General features: G+C 35.1%; 14 protein-coding genes. 9 read left to right on the forward strand and 5 right to left on the reverse strand.

Annotated features, from left to right (window positions below; translation table 11 throughout):
* Positions 1 to 68: 68 nt before the first annotated feature.
* On the reverse strand, positions 69 to 860 hold the full coding sequence (locus tag ACQUQZ_RS22015) for a response regulator transcription factor (protein WP_435357251.1): 792 nt from the start codon (positions 858 to 860) through the stop codon (positions 69 to 71).
* A gap of 319 nt (positions 861 to 1,179) precedes the next feature.
* On the opposite strand from ACQUQZ_RS22015, the gene ACQUQZ_RS22020 reads away from it, so the two are divergent.
* From ACQUQZ_RS22020 to nadC, 3 genes are all read left to right on the forward strand, one after another.
* Positions 1,180 to 2,919: an ArnT family glycosyltransferase gene (locus ACQUQZ_RS22020; protein ID WP_435357252.1), complete on the forward strand. Its 1,740-nt coding sequence runs from the start codon at positions 1,180 to 1,182 to the stop codon at positions 2,917 to 2,919.
* 59 nt (positions 2,920 to 2,978) lie between these two features.
* The gene (locus tag ACQUQZ_RS22025; RefSeq protein ID WP_435357253.1) at positions 2,979 to 3,791 is read left to right on the forward strand and encodes a type III pantothenate kinase; all 813 of its coding nucleotides are present in this window, start codon (positions 2,979 to 2,981) and stop codon (positions 3,789 to 3,791) included.
* A gap of 112 nt (positions 3,792 to 3,903) precedes the next feature.
* Positions 3,904 to 4,755, forward strand: coding sequence for a carboxylating nicotinate-nucleotide diphosphorylase (nadC, locus tag ACQUQZ_RS22030; protein ID WP_435357254.1), 852 nt, complete (start codon positions 3,904 to 3,906; stop codon positions 4,753 to 4,755).
* A 281-nt stretch (positions 4,756 to 5,036) separates the two neighbouring features.
* Here the strand turns inward: nadC and ACQUQZ_RS22035 are convergent, their stop codons facing one another.
* Both ACQUQZ_RS22035 and ACQUQZ_RS22040 read right to left on the reverse strand, forming a co-directional pair.
* Complete coding sequence (locus ACQUQZ_RS22035) at positions 5,037 to 6,620, reverse strand: S8 family serine peptidase (protein ID WP_435357255.1); 1,584 nt, start codon at positions 6,618 to 6,620, stop codon at positions 5,037 to 5,039.
* Between the two features lie 209 nt (positions 6,621 to 6,829).
* Positions 6,830 to 7,975, reverse strand: coding sequence for a trans-sulfuration enzyme family protein (locus tag ACQUQZ_RS22040; RefSeq protein ID WP_435357256.1), 1,146 nt, complete (start codon positions 7,973 to 7,975; stop codon positions 6,830 to 6,832).
* Between the two features lie 139 nt (positions 7,976 to 8,114).
* On the opposite strand from ACQUQZ_RS22040, the gene argB reads away from it, so the two are divergent.
* The 3 genes from argB to ACQUQZ_RS22055 all read left to right on the forward strand — a co-directional run bounded on the left by argB (position 8,115) and on the right by ACQUQZ_RS22055 (position 10,646).
* Entirely contained in the window at positions 8,115 to 8,903 is a 789-nt protein-coding gene (gene argB, locus ACQUQZ_RS22045) for an acetylglutamate kinase (RefSeq protein ID WP_435357257.1), read from the forward strand.
* A gap of 123 nt (positions 8,904 to 9,026) precedes the next feature.
* Complete coding sequence (locus tag ACQUQZ_RS22050) at positions 9,027 to 10,106, forward strand: M20 family metallo-hydrolase (protein ID WP_435357258.1); 1,080 nt, start codon at positions 9,027 to 9,029, stop codon at positions 10,104 to 10,106.
* A 96-nt stretch (positions 10,107 to 10,202) separates the two neighbouring features.
* Positions 10,203 to 10,646: a DMT family transporter gene (locus ACQUQZ_RS22055; RefSeq protein WP_435357259.1), complete on the forward strand. Its 444-nt coding sequence runs from the start codon at positions 10,203 to 10,205 to the stop codon at positions 10,644 to 10,646.
* On the opposite strand, the gene ACQUQZ_RS22060 is transcribed toward ACQUQZ_RS22055, so the two are convergent.
* Positions 10,629 to 11,894 (reverse strand): 3-deoxy-D-manno-octulosonic acid transferase, encoded by a 1,266-nt coding sequence (locus tag ACQUQZ_RS22060; protein ID WP_435357260.1) that lies wholly within the window; start codon positions 11,892 to 11,894, stop codon positions 10,629 to 10,631. The two genes, ACQUQZ_RS22055 and ACQUQZ_RS22060, sit on opposite strands and share 18 nt — an antisense overlap.
* 193 nt (positions 11,895 to 12,087) lie before the next feature.
* Between ACQUQZ_RS22060 and eat the strand changes: the two genes are divergently transcribed.
* Positions 12,088 to 13,437: an ethanolamine permease gene (gene eat, locus ACQUQZ_RS22065; protein WP_435357261.1), complete on the forward strand. Its 1,350-nt coding sequence runs from the start codon at positions 12,088 to 12,090 to the stop codon at positions 13,435 to 13,437.
* Positions 13,438 to 13,503: 66 nt separating this feature from the next.
* Here the strand turns inward: eat and pbpC are convergent, their stop codons facing one another.
* On the reverse strand, positions 13,504 to 15,906 hold the full coding sequence (gene pbpC / locus ACQUQZ_RS22070; RefSeq protein WP_435357262.1) for a penicillin-binding protein 1C: 2,403 nt from the start codon (positions 15,904 to 15,906) through the stop codon (positions 13,504 to 13,506).
* Positions 15,907 to 16,109: 203 nt separating this feature from the next.
* Here pbpC and ACQUQZ_RS22075 point away from each other — a divergent pair, with 203 nt between their 5' ends.
* On the forward strand, positions 16,110 to 16,631 hold the full coding sequence (locus ACQUQZ_RS22075; RefSeq protein ID WP_435357263.1) for a KdsC family phosphatase: 522 nt from the start codon (positions 16,110 to 16,112) through the stop codon (positions 16,629 to 16,631).
* Positions 16,632 to 16,689: 58 nt separating this feature from the next.
* Entirely contained in the window at positions 16,690 to 17,826 is a 1,137-nt protein-coding gene (locus tag ACQUQZ_RS22080) for a BamA/TamA family outer membrane protein (RefSeq protein WP_435357264.1), read from the forward strand.
* The last annotated feature ends 120 nt before the right edge of the window (positions 17,827 to 17,946 follow it).

A 17,946-nucleotide genomic window follows, 5' to 3' on the forward strand; every position in this document is an offset into this window, starting at 1 on the left:
TTTTTAATACTCTTCTCTTTCATGTAGCTACCTTAACAAGAATGCCAAATCTCTACTAAAACAATAGACTATAAGCCAAAATTATGCAAACCAAGCATTTTACAAAGCTGTATAAGTGCGGTTGTATCACGTGTACCCGTACGGGCAAGCATATTCCGTCGGTGATTATCAACGGTGTTTGGGCTAATATTCATCAATTGGGAAATTTGTTTGGTATCAAAACCCTGCGACACATAGCGAAGCACCTCCCCCTCTCTTTCCGAAATAATATCGTGTTCAACTGTTTTTTCTTCATTTGAATGATAAACAAACACATGCTCGTTTTTTTCTCCAAAGCTGGCTCGTATCATATAATCATCGCCTTTGATAAGATGTGTAATTTCTTGAATCGAAAGGGCTACCAATGTTGGGTTTTGTTCGATATTAAATTCTAAAGGAACAATATTCATATACCATCTTGCCTTCTGATGATTTTTATCCAAGAGCTTTAATCCCCAAACATTAATATGGTGTTTTGTTTTATATTGTGCCGGTACTATTTTTAGCGTATTCAATGACCATATCACAAAAACACTTAAAAATGTTAGGTGTTCAGGGGCAAGAAAACTTATAAATTCCGGCAAAAGATTATCATCTTCAATTTCCTGATTGCCACATTTTAGCACATTTTCACTGATGTAAATAACCTTTAAGTTTTTTATATCTACCAAAAAAGTTAAACTACCTTCTTGATTATTCAATAAGTTAATGAGTCCAGATTTTTCAAGATACTTTTTATAGTCTATCTTTACGGCTTCAGGATAGAATTTTTCTATTGTTTCATAGAGTTTTCTGAGAATATTTTCAATTTCTTTTGACACCTATTTCTTATTAAATTAACATACGACACAAATTACGATATAATTTTTCTGATATAAAGTAAATTAATACCAAAACTTAACTAATTCTTACAGTAATTTAAAATTTTAAAGCACGCATTCTAATTTGATTAAATAACTTATTATCAACTATTTATAGTATAATAAGCTCCATCAATCGACAAACTAATTTATAAATGTGATACAAATAAACCCTATTTCATATATTCACCTCTTATTTTTCGGTAAACGGACTATTTTATTGGTTTTTTAACTCTTTTTAGAAACAATTTGGAAAACGTTATTACCTTCATTTTACCACATGTATTCAGATAACAAAACATACACTAAGATATTTATTATTACCTTTTTAGGCATTTTATTTTACTTTCCATTTCTTGGAAATGTTCATTTATTTGACTGGGATGAGATAAATTTTGCCGAGTCAGCAAGGGAAATGCTTTTAACGGGCAATTATAGTCGGGTTCAGATTGATTTTAAACCTTTTTGGGAAAAACCTCCACTTTTCTTTTGGATGCAGGCTGGAGCAATGCACATTTTTGGTGTCAATGAATTTGCTGCACGGTTTCCCAACGCTTGTATAGGGCTAATTACTTTATTGGTATTATTTTTTATCGGAAAAAAACTCAAAGATACCGATTTTGGACTCATTTGGGCTTTAGCATATTTAGGTGCTTTTACCCCACATCTTTACTTCAAATCAGGTATTATTGACCCAACCTTTAATCTCTGCATTTTCCTTGGAATTTACTTTATTTTTATGGCAAAATTTGAATCTCGCCATAAATTAATATATACTTTATTATCAGGTGTTTTTATCGGGTTATCTATTCTTACAAAAGGCCCCGTTGGTGGACTAATTTGGGGCTTGACTGTATCTTTTTATTGGGTAGTGTACCTCAAATTTAAACCTTTTTTAAATTTGAAACAAATTTTAATTTTTGGTATTTCTTGTTTACTCATCACATCCATTTGGTTTGCTAATGAGCTCGTTAATAATGGCTTATGGTTTTTTGAAGAATTTATCACTTACCAAATTCGCTTATTTAGTACACCCGATGCAGGGCATGGACAACCTTTTTATTATCATTTTGTGGTGGTCTTAATTGGCTGTTTTCCTATTTCTATTTTTGCGATCAGAGCTTTTACCTATTCTCACAAAAACTTAGACGATAAAAGCCCTTTGATAGTCACTTTTTTAGCTTTAATGAAAACAACTTTTTGGGTAGTAATGATTCTATTTAGCATCGTAACAACCAAAATTGTGCATTACTCGTCGATGGCTTATTTTCCAGTGTCATTTTTGGCTACAAAATTTTTGTATGATTGGCTCAATGATAAGGTATTATGGAATAAATGGCTTACTACAGGTCTAATTACTATCGGTTTTGTTTTGTCATTCTTGCTTGCTGCTGTTCCTTATATAGGTATGAATGCCGAGAAAATTATTCCGCTTATAAAAGACAAATTTGCTGCCAAAAACCTCGAAGCACCCGTAGAATGGCATGGAGCTGAAATGCTAATTGGTATTATTTACTTTATTGTACTTGTTTACATAATTTTCAAATTTGCAGTTAAACTTCGTAAGACGGATCTCCTAATCCGTCACGAGAACGACGGATCAGAGTCGGAGTTACGTTCAGAAACAAAAAAACACAAATGGCTGTTTATCAGCACCTTATCAATTTCAACTGCTTTGTGCTTATTTTTCTTTGGAGCAATCGTAGTTCCAAAAATCGAAAGATACACACAAGGTGCTGCCATTGATTTTTATGAATCAAAGCGTGGGCAAGATGTATATATACAAGTATTAGGCTTTAAAAGTTATGCTCATTTATTCTATTTTCAAAAACCACCAAATGGCGTTTCTGCTCAAAAAGAAAGAGATTATGAAAACTGGCTCCTTAATGGAAAGGTAGATAAGCCAGTGTTTTTTGTAACAAAAATTGACCGCATAGACGAATACCGAAATCATCCAAATTTGGAAGTTATCAAAGAAGAAAATGGCTTTGTTTTTTTACGACGAAAAGTTATTTTTTAAAAAAAACTTGAAACATAAAGGAGAATTGACAAATTTTGAAAAGTAAAAAATCGACATTGATGCAAAACTCAGAATCGCATGGCGAACCGTTCAAAACTCAGAATTCAGCACTCTTATTAGTCATAGATGTAGGCAATACAGATGCCGTTTTCGGACTTTTCGATGGCGAACAGTTATTACATAATTTCAGAATCAAGTCTTTGAAAGACGAGAACTATGTTTATTTTGAATATCGTTTTCGACAATATTTCTTAGAAAATAGTCTCCGATTTTCTGACATTAACAAGGTAGTTTTGAGTAGTGTGGTACCACCATTGACTCCAATCTTTAAATCATTGGTGAGTAATCTATTTGGTTTAGATGCGATTGTGGTGAATGCCCATATTTTCCCTTCTATCAAAATATCCATTGATAACCCAGATGAAATTGGTAGTGATTTAGTAGCAAATGCCGTTGCTGCTTATACGAAATACAAGAGAAATTGTGTTGTAGTTGATTTTGGAACGGCCTTAACATTCACTGTTATTTCGGAAGAAGGTAAAGTTTTAGGCGTTTCTATCGCCCCAGGCTTGCGAACTGCTGTAAAAGCCTTGTTTTCAAATACGGCTCAGTTACCCGAAGTTCCTTTGGTTCTGCCTAATTCAGTTTTAGGAAAAAACTCTGTTCATGCCATTCAATCGGGTATTTTGTGGGGTTATGAAGGCTTAGTAAAAAATATGATTCATAAAATCCGTGCTGAACTCGGTGGTGACTGCATTGCCATTGCCACGGGTGGACTTTCGTCTATCATTTCAACACTCAATGGAGAGTTTGTAGAAGTGAATAGAGAGCTCACTTTGGAAGGTTTAAGAATCATTGGAGAAAGTAGGTAAGTTATATTTTTGTTACAGATTGTTAAAAATTGTTATTGAATTCAACTAAAACCATCTATAAAAACTGTAACAAGTTGCAACAACATCAAACAATTTGAAAGAAATTAGACAAATGAAATTAGACAAAAGAGCAATCACGAAGTTTATAAAAAATGCCCTTGCCGAAGATGTAGGCGATGGCGACCACACTTCACTTTCGACAGTTCCTGCTGATGCCATTGGCAAAGCCAAACTTTTGGTAAAAGACGAGGGAATTTTGGCAGGCGTAGAATTAGCAAAAATGATTTTCAAAATCGTTGATAAAGACCTTAAAGTACAAGTTTTGATTAAAGATGGAAAACCTATAAAATATGGTGATATTGCTTTTTATGTAGAAGGCCGTGACCGTTCAATTCTAACAGCCGAGCGTTTGGTGCTTAATTGTATGCAACGCATGAGTGGAATTGCCACTACCACCAATCAGGTTGTAAAACTACTCGAAGGCACAAAAACAATGGTTTTGGATACACGTAAAACAACGCCATGTTTTAGAATGATTGAAAAATGGGGCGTTCAAATTGGTGGTGGAGTCAACCATCGTTTTGGCTTGTTTGATATGATTTTGATAAAAGATAACCATGTGGATTATGCAGGAGGTATTAAAAATGCTTTGAATGCCGCTCATGAATATCTAAAAATAAATAACAAAAACTTACCTATCGAAATCGAAGTTAGAAATCTGACAGAACTAAGAGAAGCTCTTGAAATTGGCGGCGTTGTCAGAATCATGCTTGACAATTTTAGTTTTGAGAATATCAGAGAAGCCATTAAAATTGTTGATGGGCGTTTTCCTTTGGAAGCCTCTGGCAATATTTCCCCTAAAAATGTGCGTGAATATGCCGATTGTGGCGTTGATTATGTTTCAATGGGTTATTTGACACACTCAGCAAAAAGCCTTGATTTGAGCTTGAAAGCAGTGAAGTAAATAACTTATTTTCTCGAAGAATTGATTTGCTTATTTGCTTGCACCAGCTCAATGTTATTGAGCAAGGTACTTTTGCTAATAGTCGATTTTTGACCAGCGAAAATGGTCCAATAGTTTTGTAAGTTTACAAAAAAGCTCTTCTACACTATGCAGAAGAGCTTTTTTATTTTCGACTATAATTGATAATTATGTAACTCTTTTAGAGTCGTAATCTAACTTATATTTTTCCACGAATTTTTATACATGGCTATTCACCAATTCATGGTTGTATTCTTTAAAATTTACTTCATTTCCATCGCCATTTTGACAGCATTGTAAGCATTTACGATACCGCCAGTCGCTGACAAATCTTCAAATTTTACTATTTCGTCCGTTCCTGGTTTTTTCACTCTCAAATCTGGTGCTTTTGTAGTAGATTCTAAAATAATCTTTTTAATTTGAGCAGCAGTCAAGCTCGGAAAATACGATTTCAACAAAGCTGCAACCCCTGCAGTTGCAGGTGACGCCATACTTGTGCCACTTTTTTCTTCATATTTCGAGCCAGGAACAGTCGAATAAATATCAACGCCCGGAGCAAAAACATCAACGTTTTTCTTGCCATAATTACTAAATGTTGCTACAGCATCTGCACCAGCCTTCCAAGATAATGCACCTACTGAAATCCAGTTTTCTGCAATTCCGCCATCTTCATATTGGTCGTTTGGCACTTGTCCTTCCACATCTGTATCCAAATTATCATTTCCTGCCGCAGCTACCAATAAAACTCCTTTCGAGATGGCATATTTTACGGCATCATCTACCCATTTTTTATGAGTACCATATTTTTTACCAAAGCTCATATTGATAATCGAAGCACCGTTATCAGCTGCATAACGAATGGCATTAGCCACATCTTTGTCACGCTCATCGCCATCTGGCACCGTACGAACAACCATAATTTTTACATCATTACAAACCCCCATTATACCTAAATTATTGTTGCGATTTGCACCAATAATTCCCGCTACGTGTGTGCCGTGCATGGCTTCTGGGCCTGTTACTTCATTATTTCCATATTCGCCATATTCGAGCTTATTAGGTTTGTCGCCCACGACCGTACGAGCATCAAAATCAAGATTAAAGTTGTATTTTAATTCGCTCTCATAATGCTCGGCAGCTTCTTTAATGTCTGCTCCCGTTGCACCTAATTCATTAAATTTTTCAATCGTTTTCTTAGCAGCTCTAACTTTGCGGTCGGCTTGGCTTTCATCAATTCCTGAAACAGCATCTTTTGTCAAAGTTTCTGTTTTCAAATACTCCTTCAAAACCCTTTCTGATTCAAGATAATTGGTATAAAGTTGCTTGTAAAAAGGTGCGTATTGTTCGCTTTCTGCTCTTTTTTCATCAAATTCTTTCTGTAAAGCTTGCAATTGTTCGTACTCAGCTTTGTTTTTACGAATCAATTTTTTAGACGGTTTATCTCCAAATTTATCTTTTAATTGCTTCAAAATACGAGTTAATTCCAATTGCTCATGATTTACATCAGTACCATCTTTTCCACCAATAAAATCCCAACCATTAATATCATCAATGAATCCGTTTTTATCATCATCTTTGCCATTTCCAGCAATTTCCTTCGTGTTTGTCCAAATACGGTCTTTCAAATCTTCATGGTTAATATCTGTGCCACCATCAATCACCGCAACTACCACAGGCGTTGATTTTTTATCTTTCAAAAGCTCATTATAGGCACGTTCAACGCTCATACCACGAACACCATCTTTTTCATAGTCAAGGTTGAACCAATTGATTTTGGTTTTTAATTCTTGGGCATTTGTTTGAAGAAAAAGTAAGGAAATTAAAATCGAAAAAAGGATTCTTTTCATTATCAAAATGTTTGGTTTTTAAAAACCTGCAACCCCGTCTTTTCAGACTTTACAGGTTTGATGAATAAACTGCGAAGTAAACGAATATGTTTGATATTTATTTAACCCAAAATGAGGTATTTATAGCACGATTATAAAGATTTACAAAATTTCAGGATTATTTGATAGATTAATTACACTAAAATCTATTCAAAAGAACTATTCAAACACTATTTAAGGGCTTGCTCAAAATCAGCAATCAGGTCAGCGACATTTTCGATTCCGACCGAAATACGAAGCAAGTTTTCAGGACTTTTAGAATGCGGTCCTTCTACAGAATAACGATGTTCAATTAAACTTTCAACCCCTCCCAAGCTTGTCGCATGCTTAAATATATTGAGTTTGGAAGCTAAGACCAATGCTTCATTTTCTCCACCTTTTACCAAAATCGACATCATGCCTCCAAAACCAGCAATGCCGTTTACATCTCGCATCTGCTTTTTAGCAATTTTGTAATATTTGTTAGATTTTAATCCAGGATAATTTACCTTTTCGATTTGAGCTTGTTTTTCTAAAAAGGTTGCCAATTTCATAGCATTATATCCATGAACAGGCATCCTTACAGCATAAGTTGACAAACTACGATTCAATAACCAACAATCAAAAGGAGAAGGGACAGCTCCACCCACACTTTGATAAGTACGAATTTTTGTCCCAAGTTCACTTTGAGAATCGAGAGGTAAAATAACGCACCCACCTAAAATATCTGAATGTCCACCAAAATATTTGGTTGTAGAATGCATCACAACATCCACACCAAAATCAAACGGTCGTGTAAAAAAAGGCGTTGCCCAAGTATTATCACAAGCAACCATGATATTTTTTGCTTTGGCGATTTTGACAACTGCTTGAATATCTGTTACTTTTAAACTTGGATTTGATGGTGTTTCAATCCAAATTAATTTTGTATTTTTCTTGATAGCTCGCTTAATAGCAGTCAAATCTGTCATGTCAACTTCAGTGCAACTAAGGCCGAAATTTGCATAAAGATTATCTATAATTACTTTGGTATTATAATAAATATCATCGGGTAAAATAACATGACTTCCTGCACCTAAAGTATGGAAAATACTCATCGTAGCAGCCTGTCCAGAAGCAAAGGCAATGGCGTCACTACCACCTTCGAGAGCAGCTAATTTTTCTTCTACAGCTCTTCGGTTTGGGTTTGATGCACGGGTGTAAATATCTCTCCCTTCTACTAAACTTCCATCTTCGGCACGCTCAAATGTTGTTGAAAGAATGAGGGGCGGCACAACTGCTCCAGTAGTAAGATCTCCATGATTTCCTGCATGAACCGCAAGAGTTTCGATTTTCATGTGTAATTTTGTATTTATAAAGTTGAATGTAAATTAACAACTTGCAATAGATTAACAATTATTCTCGACAAATATAGGTAAAAAGACTTAACTATAACAAAGCATAATCGCTTGAATTAACAGATCATTGTTCAACAAAATGAAGCAAAAACTCAATATTATTAAAATTGGTGGAAATGTCATCGACAATCCACGTTCATGCAAACAATTTTTAGAAGATTTTTCGGTTTTGAATGCCTCTAAAATTCTGATTCATGGTGGTGGAAAAATTGCAACAAAAATTGCAGTCAAACTTGATGTAGAAACCAAAATGGTTGATGGTCGACGTATCACAGATTTACCTATGTTAGAAGTCGTAACAATGGTTTATGGTGGGCTCGTCAATAAACAAATTGTTGCACAATTACAGGCTTTAGGCTGTAATGCAATCGGGCTCACTGGTGCTGACGGCGGCGTGATTTTAGCAAAAAAACGTGCCGTAAAAGATATTGACTATGGTTATGTGGGTGATGTAGAAAAAGTAGATAATTTATTAATAGCTAATTTCTTAAATAATAATCTTACACCAATTTTTGCTCCATTAACTTTTGACAAAGAAGGCAATATGCTCAATACAAATGCCGATACTCAAGCTTCATCAGTCGCAGTCGCAATGGCTGGCGATTATGATGTAAATTTAATTTATTGTTTCGAGAAAAAAGGTGTACTTTCAGACCCAGATGATAATGATTCCGTCATTCCGCAACTCAATCCTACACTTTATGCCGAGTACAAAGCATCAGGTGCGATTAACGCTGGCATGATTCCAAAATTAGACAATGCCTTTGCTGCAATACAACGAGGGGTTTCAAAAGTAATTATTTGCCATGCTGATGAATTAAGACAAGCCGTTGCCGAAGGAACAAGAGGAACGCAAATAATTGCTTAACTTTGTAAAGGCAGTCTGTTGGCTGTCAAACTAAAAATAAATAAAATTATAGCAGTATTTGAGTCAATGTAAGTGAAAATCATTCACTCATTCGCTCATTCAATCACTCACTCATTGAACTTTATGATTCAAAATTCAGATTTAGTTGCAACACTTACGAAAGATGCCATCGAGCTTCTAAAAGATTTAATCCAAACCGAATCTTTCAGCAAGCAAGAAGATGAAACGGCCGGTCTTATCGAAGAGTTTTTTCGAGAAAGAAATATTCCATATCGCCGAAAAAAGAATAATATTTGGGCAAAAAACAAGCATTTTGATGCCTCAAAACCAACAGTTTTATTAAATTCTCATCACGATACTGTCAAACCTAATCCGTCTTGGACTCTCAATCCATTGAATCCATTAGTAAAAGATGGTAAACTTTTTGGACTTGGCAGCAATGATGCTGGTGGTTGTTTGGTTTCGTTGATTGCTACTTTCTGCTACTTTTATTATCGCAATGATTTGAAATACAACGTCGTGATGGCTGCCACAGCTGAAGAAGAAATTTCAGGCCGTGAGGGACTCGAAATGGTAGTACCAGAGTTGCCAGAAATTGAGTTTGCTATTGTGGGTGAGCCAACACAAATGCACTTAGCAGTTGCGGAAAAAGGGCTTTTGGTATTGGATTGTATTGCTCACGGGAAATCAGGACATGCTGCCCGTGATGAAGGCGAAAATGCTCTTTACAAAGCGGTGAAAGATATTGCTTGGTTTCAAAATTATAAATTTCCGAAAGTTTCCGAAAATCTTGGGCCAATCAAGATGAGCGTAACGATGATTAATGCTGGTTCACAACACAACGTTGTACCTGATACTTGTAAATTTACAGTTGATATTCGAGTGACCGAACAATACACTTTAGAAGAAATCACAGAGGTAGTGAAGAAAAATATTGAGAGTGAGGTTGTGCCTCGTTCGATTCGTTTACGACCATCAAGTATTCCAAAAGAACATCCAATTGTACAAGCTGGAATTTCAATGGGCCGCAATACTTATGGTTCGCCAACTACTTCAGATCAGGCCTTGCTCGATTGTCCGTCTTTAAAAATGGGGCCAGGAGATTCTGCTCGCTCACATACTGCCGACGAATATATTTATCTCAACGAAATCGAAGAAGGGATACAATTATATATCAAAATGCTTGAAAAAGTAATACTTTAAGCACAAATAAGAGTGCCACACCTTGTTATTGTAGAAAATTAGGTGTGGTACACTTCTCCTGCGTGAATAAATCATCCATCATAATTTTCATTTGTCATGAACATCGTTTTCTACATTCTTGCTTTTTTGTGTGGTGTTACTAACAGTACCCAGTCTGGGGTAAATGCCGAGTTACGAAAATCTATCAATAATCCCATTTACGCAGCAATTATTTCATTTGCATCAGGTTTATTAGCTTTGATTTTGATAACCCCTTTTTTCAAAGAATCAGTACCAACAATAGCCACTCTAAAATCTGTTGAATGGTGGAAATTAACGGGTGGCGTTTTAGGGGCGTTTTTTGTAACAACTGTTATTCTGACTGTTCAAAAAATCGGTTCGGCAAATATGATTTGTTTAATCGTAGCAGGACAATTACTGACAGCTATGCTACTTGACCATTACGGTCTTTTGGGCTTTAAACTTCACCAAATTAGTGCTTGGCGAATCGCAGGTGGTTTACTGATTGTAGCAGGTGTTTATTTAATTGTTAAGAATTGATTCGACTACGTGCATTACCTTTTCTGTTGCTCCGATATTCTCTAAAACATAATCCCGACAGGCTTTAGCTGCTTGCTTTCTCCTATCACTATCTCCGATTAAGTCATTGAATATAAACGATATATCTTCAGTTGATGCAATAGCAAATGCTCCCTTCAAACGAATTAAATCGTTTGCTTCTTGAAACTTATGATAGGCTTTGTTGCCAAAGAAAATCGGCATTCCGAAAGTAGCCGCTTCTAAAGTATTATGCAATCCTTTTCCAAAAGAACCTCCAATAAAAGCAAAATCAGCATATTGATAAAGCGATGAAAGCATCCCTATATTATCAATGATAAGCACTTGATAATCAGTCAATTGTGTTTCTGGTTTTACTTCTGAAAAACAAATACTTTTCAACTGAATTTGCTTTTGCCAAGTATTTATTTCTTCTCTGTGGATTTCGTGTGGGGCTATGACAAAAACAGTTTTACTAACTTTAATTTCTGAATTCATAAACGGAATCAAAACTTCCATATCGGTTTGCCATGCCGAACCCACCATAAACACTTGTCGATTTGCCTTAAAATCTTTAGCTATCTGAATATCTTTTTTTGCATCTACAATCTGTTTTACACGGTCGAAACGAGTATCTCCTGCCAATGTAATTTGTTGAATATCAATACTTTGTAATAAATTATAAGACTCCTTGTTTTGCACCAAAATATGGTCAAATTGCTTTAAAATTTTTCTATAAAAACCACCATAAGGTTTAAAAAATAATTGACTTGGGCGAAAAATCGTCGAAAATGAAATGGCGGGAATTTGATACTTTTGAAGTTCGGCAAGATAATTTCGCCAAAACTCATATTTCACAAAAAAAGCAATCGAAGGTTTAACAATTTCTATGAATTTTCTGGCATTTTCAGGTGTATCAGCTGGCAAATAGAAGATAAAGTCAGCTCCAGTATAGTTCTTTCTAACTTCAAAACCCGAAGGCGAAAAAAATGTAACAATGATTTTGTATGTAGCATATTTTGCTCGAAATGCCTCAATAACTGGCCTCCCTTGTTCAAACTCACCCAATGACGCACAATGAAACCAAGCGATTTTATTTGATGAATTTTGTCCGTTAATGGCTGTTTTTAGTCTTTCAAAAATATCTTTTCTTCCATCTATCCAAAACCGTGCTTTGGCATTGAATGGAACTAAAAGACTGATAATGAATGAGTAACTACGTATAGAAAAATTATAAAGTAGATTGAGCATTGTTCAGTAGAACAAGTTTTTAACTTGTTTCAAATAGTAAACTTATGAGTTACATTAGGAACAACTTAGAAATCGGTCGGCAGCTGCCGACCGTAACCGATAAGATTGTTCTACAAAAAACAAATCTATAAAAAAACACGCAAAACCTAACAATTTTATTAATTTCACAGCTCTAAAAAATATAATTCAAGCAATGATTGAACCTCCTGATGATGGCAAAATAGCCTTAAAAAAAGTCTTAGGCACTTCCCAATTATGGGCGATTGCTGTTGGAATGGTTATTTCGGGACAATATTTTGGTTGGAATTATGGCTGGGCTGTGGCAGGAACTGGTGGCTTTTTGATTTCGGTTTTGCTTGTAACAGTTTTATATCTCACTTTTATTTTTTCATATACCGAACTCACCACATCAATTCCCGATGCAGGCGGGCCATTTGCTTATGCTTTTCGAGCATTGGGGCCTGTGGGTGGTTTTATCGCTGGTTTTGCTACTTTGGTTGATTTTGTATTGGCTCCACCTGCTATTGCCATGGCTCTAGGAAGCTATGCCAATTTTCTATATCCCGACATTCCTGTTTTAGCAACTGCCATTGTTTCTTATTTTATCTTCATTGCTATTAATTTGTTTGGAATGAAGGAATCTGCTAATTTTTCATTGCTTGTCACCACACTTTCTGTGATTGAACTTTTAGTATTCATGGCTTTAATTTTCCCAGCGTTCAAAACCCAAAATTTCATGGCTAATTCCACCTTAACTGTCAATGGTGTTTTTGCAGGAATACCTTTTGCTATTTGGTTTTTTGTGGCAATTGAGGGTGTGGCGATGGTTGCTGAAGAAGTCAAAAATCCAATCAAAACTATTCCCAAAGGCTATATTTTAGCTATTTTGACTCTTGTTATACTTTCGGTCGGCATTATGGTTTTGAGTGGAGGCGTTGGAGATTGGCGGCTTTTGAGTGAAATCGACCACCCTCTTCCTGAAACTTTAGCAATGGCATTAGGTAAAAACAATGCTTGGTCAAAAATCTTTACAAGTTTAGGACTTTTTGGCTTGATTGCTTCTTTTCATGGCAATACGATTGGCTATTCTCGACAGATTTATGCTTTGGCTCGCATTGGCTATTTACCTAATTTTTTATCTAAAGTTAATCAACGTTACCACACACCCCATTGGGCTTTAATTGTAGGCGGCTTAGTTGGTTTTTTAGCGATTTTTTCAGGCAAAACCGACCAAATCATTATCATGTCGGTGCTTGGTGCAATAGTGATGTATGTGATTAGCATGATTAGCTTATTTATACTTCGTAATAAAGAACCTCATTTATTACGACCTTATAAAGTGCCATTTTACCCAATATTTCCATCAATTGCATTGGTATTGTCAATACTTTGCATGATTGCTATCATTTATTATAACCTTTTTTTGAGTGCTATTTTCTTTGTTTGTTTAAGTATCTGTTTTATTGTTTTCATTCTTATCCGCATGAAATTTGTTCATTTCAAAACTATACAGAAAAATATTCAAAAGAATATATTTAAGTGATGATTTTTGAGTGATTGAGTAATGTTTTTTAAAGTTTAAATATCCTTTTTTTACAAAAGAAAAATGTTATTCTTCCTTCACTATCACCCAAATATTAGTGCTTCTTCCTTTATCATCAGTACAAGATATTTTTAATTTCCCAACTATTGGAGTAAAAAAAAGTGGCTTATTTGAAGATATTTTTTGTAAAAGTCTGTCATTAATATACCAATAAACCTCCTTTACATCATTGGCAGTTTGACAAGCTAACTGCATTTGCTGGGTATCATTTTTACTGATAAAATATTCACTTCCATCATTGGGATTGGTAATAATAGGAGCATTGTTTACTATTTTAAAAATTCTTGTACAATTAGGATTATGTGGCGGGATCTTCTCATATAGAATGTGCTTCAATTCATAAAAACTAATCAATTCAGGTGCAAAATTTGCATATAGTTTTTCTTTGTAATTGCCATCAATGGGCAGGCATTGTGTACAATAACTCATTGACTCTGAATTATTTACGAAAAATTTCTTGAGATGTGAGCACTTTCTTGTATGCGAAATTCCTTTAATAGAATAGTCTAAGATTTTATTATTACAATATTCACTTGGTAAATCACCCGACTCAGCACAAACTTGGCGAGAAACCACCTCTTGGGGTTGCGGAAACCATTCGCCAGAAGTATTATAATCAATCGTGTTGAAAATCTGAAAAAGCAGAGGCGTAGCGATTTCTGCTCCGCTCAACTCAGGCACACCTTCACCCGAAAAGTTACCAACCCAAACCCCCACAGTGTATTTTTTATTGTAACCAATACTCCAAGCATCACGACGCCCAAAAGAAGTACCTGTTTTCCAAGCAATTTTTGGTAAACGATAAGTATAATCAAAATTATTAGGCAAATCAGGGCGTTTGATTTGGGCTAAAATCTCAGTAATTAGATAAGTAGCTGAGGGTGAGAGCAACTCCACCGAAGCATCGGTCACCCCTTGCCCCTCTTCGATGGAGAGGAGAGTTTTCTCCCCCCTCTCTAACAGGGAGAGCTGGGGCGACTGACGCTTTGGTGCGGTTAATTGGCATTTTCTCCAATTCCCATTATTAGCAAAAGCAGCATATAATTGAGTCATTTCTTCAAGTGTGACCCCACAACCGCCAAGTACGATTGATAGACCTAAATCTTTTTCTTGTTTCTTAATTGTCTGAAAATCTGCTTTTTTGAGTTGTTCAATTAGGCTTGCTTTTCCTAAATCTCTTACCACCTTTACCGCTGGAATATTCAAGGAATTGGCCAAAGCAAACTCAACCGACACTTTTCCATTAAATTTTCGGTCAAAATTTTCTGGCTCAAAACCATTAAAATTTGTCGGAACATCATTAATAATATTTTTGGGCGTAATCATTCCTTTATCGAAAGCTGTTGCATACAAAAGTGGTTTTAAAGCACTTCCTGGCGAACGAATTGCCTGCATACCATCTACTTGTCCACCATCAAAACTATCATTAAAACCCGCTGAACCTACATAGGCTTCTACCTGCATGGTTTCATTATTAATCACTAAAACAGCCGCATTATTGATATTCATCGCCCTCGTGCGATTGACATAATTTGCCACCATTTGTTCAACCTTTACTTGGATCGCTTGTTTGATGCTTGATTTTATAATTGCCTGCTCCGAATATTGTTTTTTTAGCCTAAGCGAAAGATGTGGTGCATCTTTGGGAGCTTCGTGGCGAGTGACATTTAGTGGCTCTCGCAAAGCATCATTAATTGCCTGATTATCAAACAATTGAAGTTTCTGAAAACGCCTCAGCCACTTGTTTCTTTCTTCAACAATTAAAGGATTCTTTGTACCTAACCTCAAACTTGTAGGACGATTAGGAATAATGGCAAGCGTAGCTACTTCCGCTAAACTTAATCGATCGGGTGATTTCTGAAAATATAAATACGAAGCAGATTTTATCCCTTCGATATTTGAGCCATAAGGCACAAGATTAAGATACATTTGCAAGATTTCATCTTTTGAATAAAATATTTCTAACTGAATCGCTCGAAAAATTTCGTTTATTTTATTCCAATATGTTCTCTTTTCGGGATTTAACATTCTCACTACTTGCATCGTAATCGTACTTGCTCCCGAGGTACGGCGATTTCTTGTCAAATTATTCAATGCAGCTCGACCAATTGCCAAAGGGTTTACCCCAAAATGATAATTAAAATACTTATCTTCTTTAGAAAGAATTGCTTTTCGTAGCGTTGGTGTAATCTCCTGAAGTTCAACAAACATACGCCATTTCTCATCTGAACTAAGAAATGAGTGCATTACTTTTCCGTCAGCATCTGTAATTAGAGTTGAATATTTTAGATTTATTTTAGGTGGAAAAATAAGGTTGAGTAGTACCAAAACACCAAAAAAAGCCAAAATTAATTTTGCCCAACGAGTTTTTAGCAGTAAAAAGAATTGAGATTTTATTTTATCAAACATAAAAAAATAATGCTTCGCCAATGACACGAATTAAACGAATTTATGCGAATTTTATGCAAAATTATTTTAAACGTTGATCCAAAACTATAGTAATCTATTAGATAAGTAGCTAATTATAAAATATTAGACGTTTGAAAGATTTAGCTTTGCTATTAAAACAACAATTTGTAATACAACCAAAAGCAATCCCTAAACCCAATTTCATGAATATCAAACTCAAATCTCAGCTCCGAAAAATTACAACCTTTATTTTTGATGTAGATGGTGTATTAACCGATGCCACTGTAATCGCTATGCGAGGTGGCGAATTGGCTAGGGTTTTCAATGTAAAAGATGGCTACGCTTTAGGAAAAGCCATAAGGTCGGGTTATAGAATTGCCATTATTTCGGGAGGAAAAGAAGAAAGTATTCGTGAAAGGCTTTCTCCATTTGGTATCAAAGATATTTTTTTGGGTGTGAGAACCGACCAAAAATTAGCTGTTTTTGATAAATATATAGAAGAAAATAATCTTTCTGCTGATGAAATTCTATTTATGGGAGATGATTTGCCAGATTGGGAAATTATGAAACATCGGGCAGTGCTATCCGCTTGCCCTGTTGATGCCGTAAAAGAAATCATAGAGGTAGCCGACTATAATTCTATCCGCAAAGGTGGAGACTGTGCCGTGCGTGAAGTCATCGAATTGGTGATGAAAGAGCAAGGAAAATGGATGAAGATATTTTAAAACAATCTCATACTTTTATTCGTATATAAAAGTATGAGATTGTTTTAAATCTGTTTTTATGAAAAAAACGCTGGCTATTATATTTTGCCTTATCATTAAAAATACTAATGTTTACGCAAAAGAAAATCTTTTAATAGATTCATTATCAGCACATTATAACTTAGATTCCTTAAAGAAAAATAGTAAGTATTTTCGTGATAAATCTATCCTTCCTTTACCAATTGTCTTTCGACTACCCGAAACAGGCTTTGCGGGAGGTGCATTAGTAACTGGTACATTCAAATTCAAAAATGATGGTGCAATAGCAAAACCTTCTCAAATTTCGGCTGGTGTTGCTTATACACAAAAGGAACAGTTTTTGGCTTATATGCCATTTTCCGTTTTCTATAATAATATTAAATATTATATCAATGGAGAGGTAGGATTCTTTAAATATAACTACAAATACTTTGGTATAGGCGAAAATCAAATTCCAGAAGAAACTTATGGTGTTGATTATCCTCGGTTAAAAATTTTGGTATCTCAACAAATTGGTAAAAACCTTTATGCAGGCCTCAGGTATCAGTTTGAAAATTATAAAGTTACCTCTACGGAAGTAGGCAAAGAATTGGCTTCGGGCAAAGTTGCTGGAAGCCAAAATAGCCGAACCTCGAGTTTAGGTATTTCGTTTTTGAAAGACACAAGAGATGCTATTTTTTATCCCCGAAAAGGTACATTTGCTGAATTTTACATTTTACCAACATTAAAAGCCTTTGGGGCAGACCGAAATTTCAATCGAATTGTATTAGATTTTGCAAATTATCAGCCTCTTCACTCAAAAGTTGTCTTGGCTACCAATATTTATGGCAGTTTTATTCAAGGTAAAAATGTACCATTCAATCAGCTTTCACTTTTAGGAGGAGCGAAGAAAATGCGTGGGCTTTTTGAAGGAAAATTTCGTGATAAAAACTTTTTTTTATTACAAGCCGAAAGTCGTTTTGAAGTATGGAAATTCATAGGTTTAACTGCTTTTAGTTCATTAGGTTATTTGGGTGATGAAAAACAACTTGTTCGATTTGATAAGCCCAAATTTACTTATGGTGCTGGACTTCGTATAAAAGCAATCAAAAAAGAACATATTAATATTAGAATTGATTATGGCATTCAACCTAAGGAAAAAGGAAATCTTTATTTGACAATTGGGGAGGCTTTTTAGCTTATATGAGGTTATTTTCTGAAGATTTAGGCAAAAAAAAGACCGAGCTATCTAAAGATTGATAGCTCGGTACTTGCTATTCATTGAAAACAAGAAAGCACGATATTTTTTGGAATATGA

The organism is Emticicia sp. SJ17W-69 (genome assembly GCF_051209875.1).
GTDB lineage: Bacteria > Bacteroidota > Bacteroidia > Cytophagales > Spirosomataceae > Emticicia.